This window comes from Pseudomonas umsongensis (assembly GCF_012647205.1).
GTDB lineage: Bacteria > Pseudomonadota > Gammaproteobacteria > Pseudomonadales > Pseudomonadaceae > Aquipseudomonas > Aquipseudomonas umsongensis.
The window spans coordinates 3565061-3581473 of sequence record NZ_CP051487.1 but is presented as its reverse complement, the minus strand read 5'-3'; the positions used below and the strand labels follow the sequence as shown (position 1 = coordinate 3581473).

The 16413-nt window shown below is 59.4% G+C and carries 10 protein-coding genes; 6 read left to right on the top strand and 4 right to left on the bottom strand.

The window, feature by feature from the left end; genetic code table 11:
• Position 1: 1 nt before the first annotated feature.
• Positions 2 to 1255: a multidrug efflux RND transporter periplasmic adaptor subunit MexE gene (mexE, locus tag HGP31_RS16145; RefSeq protein ID WP_020797110.1), complete on the bottom strand. Its 1254-nt coding sequence runs from the start codon at positions 1253 to 1255 to the stop codon at positions 2 to 4.
• Between the two features lie 312 nt (positions 1256 to 1567).
• A complete protein-coding gene (locus HGP31_RS16140; RefSeq protein ID WP_020797109.1) occupies positions 1568 to 2485 on the bottom strand; it encodes a LysR family transcriptional regulator in 918 nt (305 codons plus the stop codon).
• Between the two features lie 269 nt (positions 2486 to 2754).
• Between HGP31_RS16140 and HGP31_RS16135 the strand changes: the two genes are divergently transcribed.
• From HGP31_RS16135 to pgm, 4 genes are all read left to right on the top strand, one after another.
• On the top strand, positions 2755 to 3777 hold the full coding sequence (locus HGP31_RS16135; RefSeq protein ID WP_020797108.1) for a zinc-dependent alcohol dehydrogenase family protein: 1023 nt from the start codon (positions 2755 to 2757) through the stop codon (positions 3775 to 3777).
• A gap of 568 nt (positions 3778 to 4345) precedes the next feature.
• Positions 4346 to 5827 (top strand): hypothetical protein, encoded by a 1482-nt coding sequence (locus tag HGP31_RS16130; RefSeq protein WP_033043565.1) that lies wholly within the window; start codon positions 4346 to 4348, stop codon positions 5825 to 5827.
• 67 nt (positions 5828 to 5894) lie between these two features.
• Complete coding sequence (locus HGP31_RS16125; RefSeq protein ID WP_020797106.1) at positions 5895 to 7295, top strand: aminotransferase-like domain-containing protein; 1401 nt, start codon at positions 5895 to 5897, stop codon at positions 7293 to 7295.
• A 121-nt stretch (positions 7296 to 7416) separates the two neighbouring features.
• Entirely contained in the window at positions 7417 to 9063 is a 1647-nt protein-coding gene (gene pgm, locus HGP31_RS16120) for a phosphoglucomutase (alpha-D-glucose-1,6-bisphosphate-dependent) (protein WP_168758191.1), read from the top strand.
• Positions 9064 to 9204: 141 nt separating this feature from the next.
• Here pgm and HGP31_RS16115 read toward each other — a convergent pair whose 3' ends face one another.
• Complete coding sequence (locus HGP31_RS16115) at positions 9205 to 9900, bottom strand: pirin family protein (protein ID WP_020797104.1); 696 nt, start codon at positions 9898 to 9900, stop codon at positions 9205 to 9207.
• Between the two features lie 277 nt (positions 9901 to 10177).
• Here HGP31_RS16115 and HGP31_RS16110 point away from each other — a divergent pair, with 277 nt between their 5' ends.
• Positions 10178 to 12652, top strand: a complete 2475-nt coding sequence (locus HGP31_RS16110; RefSeq protein ID WP_168758190.1) for a UvrD-helicase domain-containing protein — start codon at positions 10178 to 10180, stop codon at positions 12650 to 12652.
• Positions 12653 to 15051: 2399 nt separating this feature from the next.
• On the opposite strand, the gene HGP31_RS16105 is transcribed toward HGP31_RS16110, so the two are convergent.
• Positions 15052 to 15324, bottom strand: coding sequence for a DUF1652 domain-containing protein (locus HGP31_RS16105; RefSeq protein ID WP_033043601.1), 273 nt, complete (start codon positions 15322 to 15324; stop codon positions 15052 to 15054).
• Positions 15325 to 15584: 260 nt separating this feature from the next.
• On the opposite strand from HGP31_RS16105, the gene HGP31_RS16100 reads away from it, so the two are divergent.
• Positions 15585 to 16400, top strand: coding sequence for a helix-turn-helix domain-containing protein (locus HGP31_RS16100; protein WP_168758189.1), 816 nt, complete (start codon positions 15585 to 15587; stop codon positions 16398 to 16400).
• Positions 16401 to 16413 lie beyond the last annotated feature (13 nt).

Genomic DNA, 16413 nt, shown 5'->3' with positions numbered 1-16413 from the left:
CTTAACCGCGTGGGGTCGCAGCAGCCACTTTCACAACCGCACCCGGCGCAACCCTGGCAGGGGCGACTTGGGGCAGGTTGCTGGCTTCCAGCGCTTGTCGTTGTTGGGCCAGGGCCGCGAGGGTTTGCTCGCTGGCCATCGGGATCACTTCAGGGGTGACCGGCGAACCCGGGCGTACCCGCTGCAAGCCCTTGACGATGATGGTGTCGCCCGTGTTCAGGCCGTTACGCACGATGCGCAAGCCTTCGATTTTGGGCCCCAGCTCCACGGCGCGATAAGCCGTGTTGTTGTCAGCATCCATCACCAGCACAAACTTCTTGCCCAGGTCCGTGCCCACCGCCTCATCGTTGATCAACATGGCGTTGTAGGTGCCGCTGCCCACCAGTTTCAGGCGAGCGTAAAGGCCAGGGGTGTAACTGCCGTCGCTGTTGTCGAATACGGCGCGACCACGGATGGTGCCGGTTTTCGGGTTGACCTGGTTGTCGACGAAGTTCATCTGGCCCAGGTGTGGATTGCCGTCTTCATTGGACAGGCCCATGTACACCGGGGTGGTGGCGCCGCGTTTGCCCTGGCGGGCGAGCTGCGTGTACTTGAGGAACACGCGCTCGTCGGCATCGAAGTAGGCGTAGACCTTGTCGGTGGAAACCACGCTGGTCAGCGGGGTGGTGTCCGCCGTCACCAGGTTGCCGGCGGTGATTTGCGCACGGCTGACGCGACCGCTGATAGGGGCGGTGACGCGGGTGAAACTCAGGTTCAATTTGGCCAGATCAAGCTGCGCTTGCAGGGCGCCGACCGCGGCACGAGCCTCTTGGGCAGCACTGGTGCGCGAATCGGCCAGCTCGGCGGAAATCGCATTGCTGGTGCGCAGGCGTTCGCCACGCTGGGCTTCGTTTTCGCTGCGGGTGGCGTTGGCGCGGGCCTGGGCCACCAAGGCCTCGAGGCGACGGACCTCGGCCTGGAACGGACGCGGATCGATCTGGAACAGCAGGTCGCCTTTCTTGACCAGGGCGCCTTCAGTGAACGTCACTTCATCGATCTGGCCCGATACCCGTGGACGAATCTCTACGGTTTCCGGCGCCTCAAGGCGCCCGGTGAATTCGTCCCATTCGTTGACCGGTTGCTCAAGCACCTTGGCCACGCTGACCTTGGCCGCGGAAGGGGTAGCGGCAGTCTCTGGCGTCTTGCCGCAAGCGCTCATCACCACTACGGCCAACACGGCCAACGGCAAGCGCAAATGTTTGAGTGACTGTTCCATGGATGCATCCGCCAATGTATTTAAGATTGGCGAATGATGCTCGGCAGGGTTGTATCGCACGAATCGAATGGGGCGAAGGTAACTATCATTCGGAATGATAGGAGAGAGCCGGGCAGCTCTCTAGCCTGCGCCTTGCGTCAGGCGGTGATCAACCCGGTTGATGGCAATTGTGTGTTTCCAGATTGGCAATGGTCTGCTTTGGATCGAGTCGCGGCCATTCGCGAGCAGGCTCGCTCCCACATTAGATTTAAGCAATGCCGTGGGAGCGAGCCTGCTCGCGAAGAGTCTATCAGCCTCGATAAATCAATCGGATCAGGCCAGACTATCCGGATCTCCAAAAAACATCTGAATCCGCGATCTCAACCAACGCTCCCCCGGATCATTGTCCTGGGAACCGCGCCAAGCCATGTGCAATTCAAAGCTGCGCACTGGCAGCGGTGGATCTTCAGCCCGCACACCGCCGGCTGCCGTCAGTGCATCGGCCGTATAGTCAGGCACGGTGGCCACAATGTCGGTGCCGCTCAACAGCGTGCCCAGCCCGTTGAATTGCGGCACTGCCAGCACCACATGACGTTTGCGCCCGAGCTTTTCCAGTTCTTCATCGATAAAGCCGCTCAGGTCACCGGCGAACGACACCAGTGCATGGGGTCGCGCGCAGAAGTCGTCCAGGCTCAAGGGCCCGGGCACGGTGTCGGCGCGCAGCAGTTTTGGCGAGCTGCGGCGCAATACTTTGCGCTTGGCATTGGCTGGCAGGTCAGTGGTGTAGCTGACGCCAATGGAGATTTCTCCGGAGGCCAGCAAATTGGGCATCAATATGTAGTTGACCCGTCGCACCACCAGCACGATCCCCGGCGATTCGGCGCGCAGGCGCTTGAGCAGCATGGGCAGCAGGGCGAATTCGACGTCGTCCGACAGCCCGATGCGAAATACTGCGGTGCTGGTGGCGGGGTCGAATTCGGCGGCACGGCTGACGGCGGTGGAAATCGAATCCAGAGCCGGGGAGAGTAGGGCGAAGATCTCGACCGCGCGTGCGGACGGCTCCATGCTGCGGCCGGTGCGCACGAACAACGGGTCGTCGAACAGCCCGCGCAAGCGCGAGAGCGCCGCACTGATGGCGGGCTGGCCGAGGAACAGCTTCTCCGCGGCGCGGGTCACACTGCGTTCGTGCATCAGGGTTTCGAACACGATCAACAGGTTCAGGTCGACACGACGCAGGTCATTACGATTCATCTTGAGTCCTGGCAGAGTCAGCAAACTTGACGTGAGCGGCCATATGGGAACAATGGCCAGCAGGAATATTACGGGGAAAGGCTGGTACTCTGCACCGAGTAATTCATTTTTCCCACATCGGCTGCTCTGGTTTCCTACGACATTTGACGAGGATGCTGCAGCTGCGGAATCAATGACAGGCATGTCGACTATTAATAGCCACTGATAGTGTTGGGTTAAAAGCCCAGCTAGAGTTCAAGGCATTAGAGGTTCAATTGGCGAGGTTTGCGATGTCCCGCACGATCCGTTTTCACAAGTTTGGTCCAGCCGAGGTGCTCAAATGCGAAGAGCATGCGGCGGCTCTGCCTGCTCCGGGCGAAGTGCAGGTGCGCGTCGAAGCCATTGGCATCAGCTGGTATGACACCCTCTGGCGCCAAAACCTGGCGTCATCCCACGCCCGTCTGCCTGCCGGTATCGGCCAGGAAATGGCCGGTGTCGTCACAGCCGTCGGTGAGGGTGTCGATGACCTGGAGGTCGGTGACAAGGTTGCCAGTTTCCCGGCCCAAAGCCCCAACGATTATCCGGTCTACGGCGAACTGATCGTTCTGCCGCGTTCGTCGGTAACGCGTTACCCGGACGTGCTCAGCCCGATTGAAGCCAGCGTGCATTACACGCCGCTGTTGATTGCCTATTTTGGATATGTCGACCTGGCGCGGGTCAAACCGGGGCAATTCGCCCTGGTCACCGACGCCAGCCACTGCGCCGGCCCTTCGTTCGTGCAACTGGGCAAAGCCTTGGGCGTACGAGTGATCGCCGCGACCAAAACCGCGGAGGAACGTGAATACCTGCTGTCGTTGGGTGCCGAGAAAGTCATCGTCACCGAGGAAGAAGACCTGTTGATGCGCATCAACAAGATCACCGACAACCGCGGTGTGGATGTGGTGTTCGATGGTTTGGGTGGCCCACAGATGTCGTTGCTCGGTGATGTCCTGGCGCCCCGCGGCAGCCTGGTGCTGTACGGCCTGCAGGGCGGTAACCAGACACCATTCCCGGCGTGTGCGGCGTTCCAGAAGAACATTCAGTTCTTCGTGCACTGCATCGGCAATTTCACCGGCAAGCCGGAACTGGGCATCATCCAGGACCAGGTCGCGCTGCAACGTGCCTTGCGTGACATCAACCAGCTGACCGCCGATCGCGTGTTGCTGCCGCTCAAGACCCGGGTTTTCCCATTCGCCGAGTTTGTCGAAGCGCACCGCTACATGGACGAATGCCCATGCCGCGAAAGGGTTGCGCTGCAAGTCGAACCTGCTTGACCCCTGCAAAAGAGTCCGTGCCTGCACGGACTCTTGCGTTTTTAGCGCTTTGCCTCCCCACATGAGACGTTCCACCGGCCTGTAGGTGGATCGGTTCAGCAACTGAACCGGTTTTTGCTCTCGATCTGTAGCTTCTAATCAACATCCAAGTACTGATAATTGCATGATTACTTTCATCTCAAGGAATGAGTCATGGCCAGGTATCTTGCCGACACTTTTCAGTGCGCGTCGTTGACGCATGTTCGACAACTAGTGATTTTCTGCGTGGTCGGCACATTATTACGAGAAGCTACTTTCCTCATTTTTTGTATTAAATGTCTGTGGGACGCTGTCGGAAATTTCCTAGGATCCCGAAGGCAATCGCAACAAACCCCTGCCAAGCTACTGTGCGCCAGTCCTTGCGGGCCTATCAGGCTTGCAGTGATCAATTATTTCAAATGATGACAAAAAACTTTATTGTTAGCATTTGGTAATAAAGTTCAGTAATTAATCTCTCTTCGGGCATTCCTTGCGCTATGCGTGAAGTTGTTTGCGTTGTGTCGAACTTTTGAATATCAGGTAAATAGAAATGAGCCATATCCATGATCAGGCGATGAATAATGTCTATCAACAAGTGCTACAACGCTTGTTGAGTTTTTTTTCACGAGCCGAGCGCACGGCTTTGCAGTTGTTGATCCAGCGCCTGGCTGTGGCTGCCGGAGGAATGGATCGAATAGGTAATTACAAGGTATTGGTGGTCCAGTGCGGATCGCGGGACAGTTGCTACACCCTGGCACTGCTGCGAGCCGCACAGTTGACAATCGCCACCCGCGCGCCCACGACATTCAAGCTGCGCTTGGCGACCCTGCGGCTCAATGGCATGAGCCAGCTGGCACTGGATAACATCCATCGAAGCTACAACGCCTTGTTCATCTACGACGATCCCCGGGTCGATGTGCTGATGGTTGATAACAGGGAAGTGCTGGCGTTCGATCACCGCGCGCCGGTCTCGCGCGCCGCACGTGAATCCAACCGCATGAACCTGCTACTGATCGGCCATCGTGGCGTCGTGGACGGACCGCTTGAGCTGTGGGACGACAGTTTCCTGGCCACTGGCGAGTTCCATGGTCAGATCGCCCGCTGGAACAATGGCGTCGATGCCTTGGTCAGTGGCGACTCACCGCGCCAGCAGAAGCGGTTCATCGAAGGGCTCAAGCGCGCGGCAGCCAAGGCTGGTCTGGCATCGTCGAACCGTCATGAGGCGGCGGATTACGGCGGGTTGTTCATGTTGCTTGATGAGTTCGGCAGCGACTGTTATCAGGCCTTTTATGAAGGCTACGGCCAGGAGGCCTGGCGTCCGGCAGAACAGTTTGAGGCCTGTCGCCGCACGACCTACATCGATATCCACGACGTGCTGGTCAGCCAGCTTGAAGAGCGTTGGCCGATACTGACCGAGTTTCTCGGGTATCAGCCCGATGAGCTGGCAGCTCATCTTGGTGAAAATCAATATGTCAGTGTGGCGGTCTCGGCGCACTTGCGGGGTTTGCAATCCTGCTTCGTCCAGGGCAGCACGTACTTGGCAGGTGTTACACACTACCTGCAGCGCGCCTTGGTGATGATGCGGCGTAACCAGCTATCGGAACGCTTATGTGAACGGGCAGACGGCGCATATGGCAACCCCTACAAGCTGGCCGGCCAGCGCGCACTGATCGCCGACGAGGCTTATCAGAGCCTTGGCCTGAACGAGGCACAATGGGTGTGCCTGCTGTTTGCGCCTTTTATCGGGCAAGGTGCGTCACTGGAGCGCTTCCTGCGCCAATGTCACCCGGGCATGCTCGTGGCCTTGCCCGAGTTGCATCGGGCCATGCAGGGGCATCCAGTGGCGGAGCAGATCCTGCAGTGGATAGTCGATGTCAGCGGCCTGCCTGTCAGCCTAGTCGGCAAGTTGTATCGCATGGAACCGTTGGTGCAGGAGGCCACGTCGATGAGCCCGCCCCACAGCCCTGTCTCGGAACCCGAGCAGGCAAGCGACGAGGCGTCGATGACCGGTGAACGGTCGGCAGGGCGTTGAACATGCGCATGTTGCCGGCCTCTTCGAGTGAGCGTGACCGCTACCCCCACGCAAGCGATCCCCTGCCATGAAAGGACAACGTGAAACCGATTTCGCCTATCAGTCGGTCTACCGATACTTGACCTGCCTGATCAGCGAGCTCGTCAGCGACAGCCGGGTACGACTACCATCCTTGCGTGAACTGGCCGGGCGCCTGAGCGTTTCGATCTCGACCATCCAGTATGCCTATGCGCTACTGGAAAAGGAGGGGCGGGTGTATTCGGTGGCCAAGTCCGGTTACTACGCGTTGCCGGTTGCCCCTACCAGCACGCTCTACGATGGCAGCGACTTGCTCGAGAGTGTGTATGTCAACGCCCGCCTGCCCGCCATGCTGGTCCTGAGCGCGGATGAGCCGGCCTTGCTGCAACCGCTCGACAGCCCCTTGTTGCTGCTGGAAAGGGAACTGCTGCGCCAATACCCGCGCCAGCCACAGCCGTCTGCGCAGCCCTGTGGCGAGCTGGAACTGCGTACCGCATTGGCGGCGCGCTATACCACCTCTGCGGTGCGCTGCTGGCATGCCGATGATGTCTACATTGGCGCTGACCTGCGCGGCGTGCTGGAAATCCTCATCGTCGTGTTGGATCTCAAGGATGCCGCGGTGGTCGTCGAGTCGCCCTGTGACTGGGCGATACTGCGCTTGTTCCAGGCGGCCGGTGTGAAGGTAATCGAATGGCCGTTGCTGGGCGACGGTAGCCTGGACGACAAGTGCCTTCGGGACCTGCTGGAAGCCGAGCCGGTACGCCTGGTGATGGTGTCGTCCGGGCTGAACATGCCCCGAGGCAGCAGGGCACCCGATGAGAACCGGCAGGTGATCGCGAACTTGCTGGAGCGGTATGGCAGTTGGGTACTGGAAAACGATTGTTATGGAGAACTCGGGTTTGAGCCCGATCAGCGGCGATTTCGCGATCTGTTGGCCCCGGAGCGCTTGATGGTGTTTTCCACGTTCGAAAAGATCATCGGCCCGGAAGCCCCTTATGGCTACCTGCTCTCGCGCCATATGAGCAGCGAGCTGCAACGGCAATTCCTGTTGCGCGCCTTTCGCTTGTCGCCGATTCGCCAGAAAGCCATCGCCCGCTTGTACAGCAACGGACGCATCGATCAACACCTGCAGGTACTGCGCCGACGCCTCAAGGACGGCAAGGAGCAAATGGCCCGGATGCTCCAGGAGCGCCTGGGTGACGCGTTGCAGTTCGTCGAGCCCCAGGGCGGGGCGACGATCTGGCTGCGCTCGTTGCGCCAGGTCGATATGAGCCGGGTGTTTCAGCGATTGCTCAGGCAGCAGGTGGTCGTTGCGCCCGGCGAGTTGTTCAGCCTGCAAGGCTTGCATGGGCAACACTTGCGCTTGAGCCATGGCGTTGGCAGCGACCAGGAACTGGCCGCCGCGCTGGGCTTGCTGGGGGACGCCTTGCGCCTTGAAGCCGTTGATTGACCCTTTGCAAAATGATGCCAATGGAACGATTCCATCGAGCGCTGGATAAACTGCATCGCGCTATGGTCAAACTGCCAGTAAACTCCGCTTCTACTCCTGAACTCTATTCCAGAGGTATTGCATGACACTCAGTCCTTTTGCGGGCAAACCGGCACCGGCAGAATTGTTGGTAGACATCCCGCGACTGGTCACGGCCTATTACACCGGTCAACCCGACGCCGCCATTTCGACCCAGCGGGTGGCCTTCGGTACGTCCGGGCACCGAGGCAGTTCGTTCGACTTGAGTTTCAACGAGTGGCACGTCCTGGCAATCAGCCAGGCCATTTGCCTGTATCGCGAGGCCCAGGGCATCAATGGCCCTTTGTTCGTCGGCATCGACACCCACGCATTGTCCACGCCGGCGGGTGCCAGCGCCCTGGAAGTGCTGGCGGCCAATGGCGTGACGGTGATGATCGCCGAGGGTGACGAATACACGCCGACCCCAGCGGTTTCCCATGCGATCCTGTGCTACAACCGCGGCCGTACCTCTGGCCTGGCGGATGGCATCGTCATCACCCCGTCCCACAACCCGCCGCAAAGCGGGGGCTACAAATACAACCCGACCAATGGCGGCCCGGCCGATACCCACATCACCAAGTGGATCGAAGCCAAGGCCAACGAACTGTTGGCGAACAAGCTCGCCGGGGTCAAGCGCATCAGCTACGAGCAGGCGCTGAAGGCCAGCACCACTCATCGCCACGACTACCTCAACACCTATGTCGCCGACCTGATCAACGTGATCGATTTCGACTCCATTCGTGATGCCAAGCTACGCTTGGGTGTTGACCCCCTGGGTGGTGCGGGCGTGCGCTACTGGTCGGCGATTGCCGAGCATTATCGCCTGGACCTGGACGTGGTGAACCGGCAGGTCGACTCGACTTTCCGTTTCATGACCGTCGACTGGGATGGCCAGATTCGCATGGACCCATCGTCCAGCCACGCGATGCAGGGGCTGATCGGCCTGAAAGAGCGCTTCGACGTGGCCTTCGCCTGCGACCCGGATCACGACCGCCATGGCATCGTGACTCCCTCTGGCGGCCTGCTGGCGCCGAACAACTACCTGGCCGTGTCGATCGATTATCTGTTCCAGAACCGCCCGCACTGGCGAGCCGATGCCGCGGTGGGTAAAACCGTGGTCAGCAGCGGCTTGATCGACCGCGTGGCCAAGCGCCTGGGACGCCGCCTGTACGAAGTGCCTGTGGGCTTTAAGTGGTTTGCCGATGGCCTGTTCGACGGCTCCCTGGGCTTTGGTGGCGAAGAAAGCGCGGGGGCTTCGTTCCTGCGCAAGGACGGCAGCGTCTGGTGCACGGACAAGGACGGTCTGATCCCGGCCTTGCTGGCGGCTGAAATGACTGCACGTACCGGTCGCGACCCAAGTCAGGCCTACCGCGCGCTGACCGATGAACTGGGCGAGCCGTTCTCGGTACGGGTGGATGCCAAGGCCAACCCGGAACAAAAGGCCCTGTTGAGCAAGCTGTCACCGGATCAGGTCACCTCGACAACACTGGCGGGTGAGCCGATCCAGAGCATTCTCAGCCATGCACCGGGTAACGACCAGGCCATTGGCGGCCTTAAGGTAATGACCGAAAATGGCTGGTTCGCGGCGCGTCCGTCGGGGACCGAGGATATCTACAAGATCTACGCGGAAAGCTTCGTCAGCGACGACCACCTCAAGCAGTTGGTCGCTGAGGCACAGACCCTTGTAGATGGCGCTATTTCTGCGAAATGATTGATGGCCGTCTTCGCGAGCGTCACGTGTCTGTGGAGCGAAGCTTGCCCGCGAAGAAGGCAGCATGAACACCGTTGTACTCCAGCCAAATAAAAAAGGGCGACCTCCCACGGTCGCCCTTTTTTTGTTCGATTTACTGAATCAAGCCAGATCCACCAACACGATCTCACTGTCCTCGATAGCCGTCACCCGCAACACCTGCTCTTGGGCAACCGCAACACCGTCTCGAGCTTGTGCACGCAAGCCATTGACTTCAATGACACCCGTGGCCGGCACCAGGTACGCGCGACGACCGTTCTCCAGGCGATACTCAGCGGTTTCGCCGGCCTTCAGGTTTGCCGCCACCAGGCGCGCATCGGCGCGGATTCGCAGGCTTTGATCGTCCCCGGGCTTACCGCTGGCCAGGGTAACGAAACCTTCGCGCTGGCCCTTGGGAAATGGCTTTGCGCCCCAGGAAGGTGCCAGGCCGGATTCATTGGGAATGATCCAGATCTGAAAGATCTTGGTCGGCGTAGCTTCCAGGTTGTATTCGCTGTGGGCAATGCCGGTGCCGGCGCTCATCACCTGAACGTCACCCGCTTCAGTGCGACCCTTGTTGCCCAGGTTGTCCTGGTGAGTAATTGCGCCTTCACGGACATAGGTGATGATTTCCATGTCCCGGTGCGGGTGCTGCGGGAAGCCGGTGCCCGGGGCAATCACGTCATCGTTCCATACCCGCAAGTTGCCCCAGTTCATGCGCTTGGGGTCATGGTATTCGGCGAACGAAAAGTGGTGATGAGCATCCAACCAGCCATGGTGAGCGCCGCCAAGCGAGTTGAAAGGTCTGAGTTCAAGCATGATCGTCTCCTGAAAGGTTCGTCATGGGGCGCAAGGCCTGGCCACGAATCGAGACCGGTTGTTGATGACCGGCATCATCCATCAGGCAACAATCGATAAAAAGCGTAAAAAATGCCGCATAATAATCGATAAATTAGATAGGAAGTGCGCTCGAAAGCGTCTCATCCAGCCTTCAATATCGCCCATAAGTCGATGAGTCATAAGCATTTCACTAGAACTAAAAAGCAAATACAGACACCATAGCCCTCAACAGCCTCACACCCTGGAGTCCGTCCGCGTGCCGCAACACACCCCCGATCTTCCGCCTGAACTTCGCCCGCTGGCCGAGATGCCATTGCTCAAGCGCCTGGCCGCGCGCTTTTTTGGTCATGGCCTGACGCGCCTGCGCGCACAACACCGCGCGTCTTGGTTGCACGGTCAGGCAGACGGTTTTCGTAGCGGTCATAGCGCCGGGGTGGACTACGGATACAAAGAAGGCAAGCTCGAGGGCCTGGAAGAGGGCCGGCAAGTCTTGCTGATTCGCGACTCACGCTGCACCGAGCACCGGCCACCCAATATCGATGACCATCTTTTCGACGATTGGCGCCTGCCATTGACCGCCGAACTGAAGAAACGCATGAAAGCCGACGTCGCCCGGTTGCTGCCGGCACACGCCCAGCCCAGCGCTGCGCAGTGGAAAATGATCTTCAGTGATACGCCATCGACGTCGGTGATTGCCGGTGCGGGAGCGGGCAAGTCGACGACGCTGGTTCTGCGTATCCTGCTGCTCAGTCACTACCTGGGGTTCGAACTGAGCTCGATGACCGTGGTGACGTTCACTCGTGAGTCGCGCAAGGACTTCATCAATAAACTGATTGAGCTGTTTGCGCTCTGGGGGCATGCACTGGGTGTGCGCGAGGCGCGTGACCTGGTGCGCACCTTCCATTCGCGCATATTGCCGATGGTTCGCAGCCTGCCGGGCTTCGAGCGGCTGCAAGCCTTCGAAAACCTCAGTCACCGAGCGCAAGGCGCGGATGACGAAGTGGACAGCAACCCCTTCGATCTACGCATCAATGACGCCCAGCGTCAGCAACTCAATGCCTGTTATCACGCGTTGCACAGTCGCGATGAGCGTTTTCGCGAGCTGATCAAGCCATTGTCCCGTCACGCTTTGCAACTCAAGGAGCTGGAGCGCGACCACCCCGATGTACAGAAGCGCATGGCCGTCACCGAACTGGCGGCCAAACGCGATGAAGAGCTCTGCGACCTGGTGGAAGACTTGTGGTTTCGCGCTGGCGCCTGGCCGATCAAAGGCATAGAGCCCAAGCGCCAGGCTTTCGATATCAATGGCAGCACCTTTCACTGCCACGGTTACATTGCCTCGCTGGACGCTTGGGTGGTGCTGGGATTCGACCCTGGTGAAAATCCGCAACTGACCCGGCCAAATGCCAAGCTTACGTTGCGTGCGGAAACCGCGGTAAAGCGCACGTTGTTTCAAGCTTTCTGTCGTAAGCCATTGATATGGATTGATAATTACGAGTCATCAAAGCGTGTGCTGGCGTCCCTTGGGGGGGATGCCAGCGCCGGGCCTGGCTTCGATTACAAGGTCAAGGGAGAGCTGGCGTCCGCGCCATTGCTGGACTGTTTTGTCGCTGCCGCCGGGTTCATTGAAAACCTCGGCCTGGATGTGCCGACGGCTGTGGGCCAGATGAGCTTTGCCAAGGATGACCCGGACCGCTTTTTCTTCGAGGCCTTGAGTCTGTACTGGCGCGCCCTGGAAGACCATTTGCTCGACCAGAAACCGCCGGTCATGACTTACAACCGCATGTTCGCGCTGTTTAGCGAACACTCCCCGGAAAACCTCAAGCTGCTCAGTGACGAGCTCTTGCGGCCGCTGTCGCACTTGATGATCGACGAGTTCCAGGACGTTTCACCGCAAATTGTCTCGTGGATCCGTGCCAGCCTGGCCGAAATCCGCAGTCGCGGGCCGGCGATGCACGTCGGGCGCGGCGCCCAGCATTCTTCATTGCTGTGCGTAGGCGATGACTGGCAGTCGATTTACGGCTGGCGTGGCAGTTCGCCGACCTATTTCATGGAGTTCAACAAGACGTTCTCGTCGCCAAGCACCACCAAGGTGATGCTCAGCGACAATTATCGCAGCCACCAGCACATCATTGACGCCGCCGAGTACATCGTGCGGGCCGCGCCTGCGATCGCGGGTAAGAAGGCCAAGGCCAGTGGCGAGCCAAAGGCCTTGCTGCCGGTCAATGTGCTGGACCGAGACGATCAGGGGATGGCCGAGCGCTTGATGGAGCACTATCGGAAAGGCGATTCAATCTTGATGCTTTATCGAAAAAGTAGCGATAAGTCATTGATAGAACAACATATTAAGCCTGTACTTAATGTTGATTCTAGCTTGCCGTTTGAAGCACGACGCCTCAAGCAACTGACCTATCACAGCGCCAAGGGCCTACAGGCTGACGCGGTATTCCTGCTCGGCGATTGCCAGCACCTGACCCGTTCGCCCTACAAAAACCAGGTGTACCGTATGGCGGGCCTGGGCAAGGCTGGCGACACTGAGCCTTATGACAATGCCCAGAAAGACGAGATTCTGCGCCTTGCATACGTGGGCATTACCCGGGCGGTAAGTCATTGCTATTGGTATGTCGATGCGCAGGAGACCCAGGCGGTGAACATGCCCAAGGCGTCGGACCGGATCGGCAAGGGCAAGGCGTTTTTCGCCGATCATCGGCGGGCCAAAACGCCGGCATGACCCATGTAGGAGCCTGCGGTGCGGCTCTTACAAGGTATACATTTACCTCTCTACATACGATCAAATACGCCAAAGCGAGACGGCCTTATAGGGACGTGATTGCAGATCTGTCCGCGTTCTGATCGTTCCCATGCTCTGCGTGGGAATGCCGCCAGGGACGCTCCGCGTTCCACTGACGACGCATGACATGAGCCGTGCGCAATGGTGACGCGGAGCGTCACAGGAAGCCCTGTGTGAAATTGGTTGCCTGCGTACATATCCATTGCTGCGGTAACGGCCACTTATGGTTTCGCTTTTACAGCGACTCCCTTTTTCAAACGCCGGAGTGCCGGCCCAGCAAAAAGGAAGCAAAAGGCTTTGCCCCACCACTCGGTGCCTCGCTGTGGCTCGGCATGCCCTCTCTCCGGCATTGCTCCGTGGGTCGCCGCGATGGGTCGTCCCTGGCCCAGCGCGGCTAAACCGGCGTCCTGCCGGTTTCCCCACTGCGCAATGCCTGCGTTCGGCCATCGTGGTTAATGGGGCGCCCAGATCAAAAACAAAAGCGAGGCGGCCTTAAAGCCGACCTGACTTCGACGGGTGTACCTCGATCCCCTGTAGGAGCGAGCATGCTCCGGGCGGCGTTCCGACGATTGATCGTTCCCATGCTCTGCGTGGGAATGCCGCCAGGGACGCTCCGCGTTCCACTGACGACGCATGACATGAGCCGTGCGCAATGGTGACGCGGAGCGTCACAGGAAGCCCTGTGTGAAATTGGTTGCCTGCGTACATATCCATTGCTGCGGTAACGGCCACTTATGGTTTCGCTTTTACAGCGACTCCCTTTTTCAAACGCCAAAAAGGAAGCAAAAGGCTTTGCCCCACCACTCGGTGCCTCGCTGTGGCTCGGCATGCCCTCTCTCCGGCATTGCTCCGTGGGTCGCCGCGATGGGCCGTCCCTGGCCCAGCGCGGCTAAACCGGCGTCCTGCCGGTTTCCCCACTGCGCAATGCCTGCGTTCGGCCATCGTGGTTAATGGGGCGCCCAGATCAAAAACAAAAGCGAGGCGGCCTTAAAGCCGACCTGACTTCGACGGGTGTACCTCGATCCCCTGTAGGAGCGAGCATGCTCCGGGCGGCGTTCCGACGATTGATCGTTCCCATGCTCTGCGTGGGAATGCCGCCAGGGACGCTCCGCGTTCCGCTGACAACGCATTAATTGAGCCGTGCGCAACGTTGATGCGGGGGCGTCACAGGAAGCCCCTGTGTGAAATTGGTTGCCTGCGTGCATATCCATTGCCGCGGTAACGGCCTCCTATGGTTTCGCCCTTACGGCGACTCCCTTTTTCAAACACCAAAAAGGAAGCAAAAGGCTTTGCCCCACCACTCGTTGCCTCGCTGTGGCTCGGCATGCCCTCTCTCCGGCATTGCTCCGTGGGTCGCCGCGATGGGCCGTCCCTGGCCCAGCGCGGCTAAACCGGCGTCCTGCCGGTTTCCCCACTGCGCAATGCCTGCGTTCGGCCATCGTGGTTAACGGGGCGCCCGCGATCAAAAGCAAAGCGAGGCGGCCTTAAATCCGACCTGATTTTTCCGGATACCCCTGGATCCCCTGTAGGAGCCAGCCTGCTGGCGAAGGCGGCAGCACATTTGATCGTTCCCACGCTCTGCGTGGGAATGCCGCCAGGGACGCTCTGCGTTCCGCTGACGACGCGTTAATTGAGCCGTGCGCAACGGTGATGCGGGGTGTCACAGGAAGCCCTGTGTGAATTGGTTGCCTGCGTACATATCCATTGCTGCGGTAACGGCGGCTTATGGTTTCGCTTTTACAGCGACTCCCTTTTTCAAACGCCGGAGTGCCGGCCCAGCAAAAAGGAAGCAAAAGGCTTTGCCCCACCACTCGGTGCCTCGCTGTGGCTCGGCATGCCCTCTCTCCGGCATTGCTCCGTGGGTCGCCGCGATGGGCCGTCCCTGGCCCAGCGCGGCTAAACCGGCGTCCTGCCGGTTTCCCCACTGCGCAATGCCTGCGTTCGGCCATCGTGGTTAATGGGGCGCCCAGATCAAAAACAAAAGCGAGGCGGCCTTAAAGCCGACCTGACTTCGACGGGTGTACCTCGATCCCCTGTAGGAGCGAGCATGCTCCGGGCGGCGTTCCGACGATTGATCGTTCCCATGCTCTGCGTGGGAATGCCGCCAGGGACGCTCCGCGTTCCACTGACGACGCATGACATGAGCCGTGCGCAATGGTGACGCGGAGCATCACAGGATGCATTCCCACGCAGAGCGTGGGAACGATCAATCAGGTACAGCCGGCAAGTCGGATCGCCACACCGCTGGCTACAAGGTGTACGCGTCCCCTCTACATCCTTGATCCCGTAAAAAACACAAAGCCCACAATATCGTGGGCTTTTGGATGGAAGTCCGGCCGTCAGGCATAACTCCTGAGGGCCACCGGAGGAATGAACGCTTCGAGCTCATCCTCCACGGCTTCGATTATTCGTTCGACGTCGGCGGCGTTCATCACCGTCGAGCAGGGGATACCGGCGATGGCGATCATGGTCTCGCCACTGGCTCGATCAAACAAACGGGCGATCATGCTGCCCGGGGCGTCCATGCTGGCCTCGAAACCCATGGGATGGAAATGCCAGCGCATCAGCTGGCAGGCGTTTGGAAAAGTGACCTTGCTGAACCCTTTATTCATGTGTTGCCCGCCTTCTTCATCGAGCGCTTCCATTAGCTCAGGTTAGGTGGGAGGAGCCTTCATTGGCTCAACCATTGACAGACTTTAAAAGTAGCAGCTGCATGTGAAAAAAATGTGTATTTTTCAGGTCGTTTGGCAATTGCTGCGCTTTTTTTGATGCAGGTCACGTGCGTGATCGTTTGCGCAATGGCCCGCCCGCATTTGCAATTGAAGGTGCGGGCCGATTTGGGCAAGCTCGGTACTTTTTGACGAGACCTTTCATGTACGCCGAGGATGATGGCCCGCTGCAAACCCAGGCCACGGGCGAGACGGTCATGCTTTACCACTTGCGCTGGAAACACCGCGATCTGGACGGGGTCATGGCGTTGTATCACCCCGATGTCCGATACAGTGATTTCTTCCAGAACCGGGTGATGGGGCTGGCCCAGTTGCGTGACTATGTGCAAAGCAGCATGCCCCGTGAGCCGGATGAGGCGCTGGAGCACTCGGACCGCATCCGCTTGGACGGCAACACCGCATTCATCCAGTACCGCATCACTTTGCGTGGTGGTGAGGGGCTGGTGTCGTTTCGCGCCAGTGAAGCAATCACCGTGAAGGACGGGCTGATCTGGCGGGTCAACGAATATGCTTCGCTGGTCCATGAGCGGCCCTGCGGCGAAAACACCGGCAGCCAGCGCCCGGCGGTCAGTCGACTGGGACTGTCGGTGCGGCAGTTGAGCTTCATGGCCGACGACCTGCAGCAGTACTTTCAACGCCAGCAGCCTTATCTCGACCCGCGGCTCGACCTGCAAAGGGTGGCACAGGAGTGTGGCTACAGTCGCAACCAGATTTCCTATCTTCTTAACCAGGTGCTGGGGCAGAGCTTCTATCGCTACGTCAACCAGGCCCGCCTGCAGCACCTGCTCAATGCGCTGGACAGTGCCATGCCCGCGGTGCGTATCGACGCCTTGGCGTTTGCCGCCGGGTTCAACTCACTGTCGGCGTTCTATAGTTGTTTCCGCCAGCACACCGGCCTGTCGCCCAAGGCCTACGTCAAGCAAATGTCCTTGCGTGCACGCGCGCAAGACAGCACCTGAGCCCGTGCACTAG

What these genes read in the sequence shown, in the direction of transcription:
- mexE (WP_020797110.1), bottom strand. Translation starts at nt 1,255, where the DNA reads ATGGAACAGTCACTCAAACATTTGCGCTTGCCGTTGGCCGTGTTGGCC.
- HGP31_RS16140 (WP_020797109.1), bottom strand. Translation starts at nt 2,485, where the DNA reads ATGAATCGTAATGACCTGCGTCGTGTCGACCTGAACCTGTTGATCGTG.
- HGP31_RS16135 (WP_020797108.1), top strand. Translation starts at nt 2,755, where the DNA reads ATGTCCCGCACGATCCGTTTTCACAAGTTTGGTCCAGCCGAGGTGCTC.
- HGP31_RS16130 (WP_033043565.1), top strand. Translation starts at nt 4,346, where the DNA reads ATGAGCCATATCCATGATCAGGCGATGAATAATGTCTATCAACAAGTG.
- HGP31_RS16125 (WP_020797106.1), top strand. Translation starts at nt 5,895, where the DNA reads ATGAAAGGACAACGTGAAACCGATTTCGCCTATCAGTCGGTCTACCGA.
- pgm (WP_168758191.1), top strand. Translation starts at nt 7,417, where the DNA reads ATGACACTCAGTCCTTTTGCGGGCAAACCGGCACCGGCAGAATTGTTG.
- HGP31_RS16115 (WP_020797104.1), bottom strand. Translation starts at nt 9,900, where the DNA reads ATGCTTGAACTCAGACCTTTCAACTCGCTTGGCGGCGCTCACCATGGC.
- HGP31_RS16105 (WP_033043601.1), bottom strand. Translation starts at nt 15,324, where the DNA reads ATGAATAAAGGGTTCAGCAAGGTCACTTTTCCAAACGCCTGCCAGCTG.
- HGP31_RS16100 (WP_168758189.1), top strand. Translation starts at nt 15,585, where the DNA reads ATGTACGCCGAGGATGATGGCCCGCTGCAAACCCAGGCCACGGGCGAG.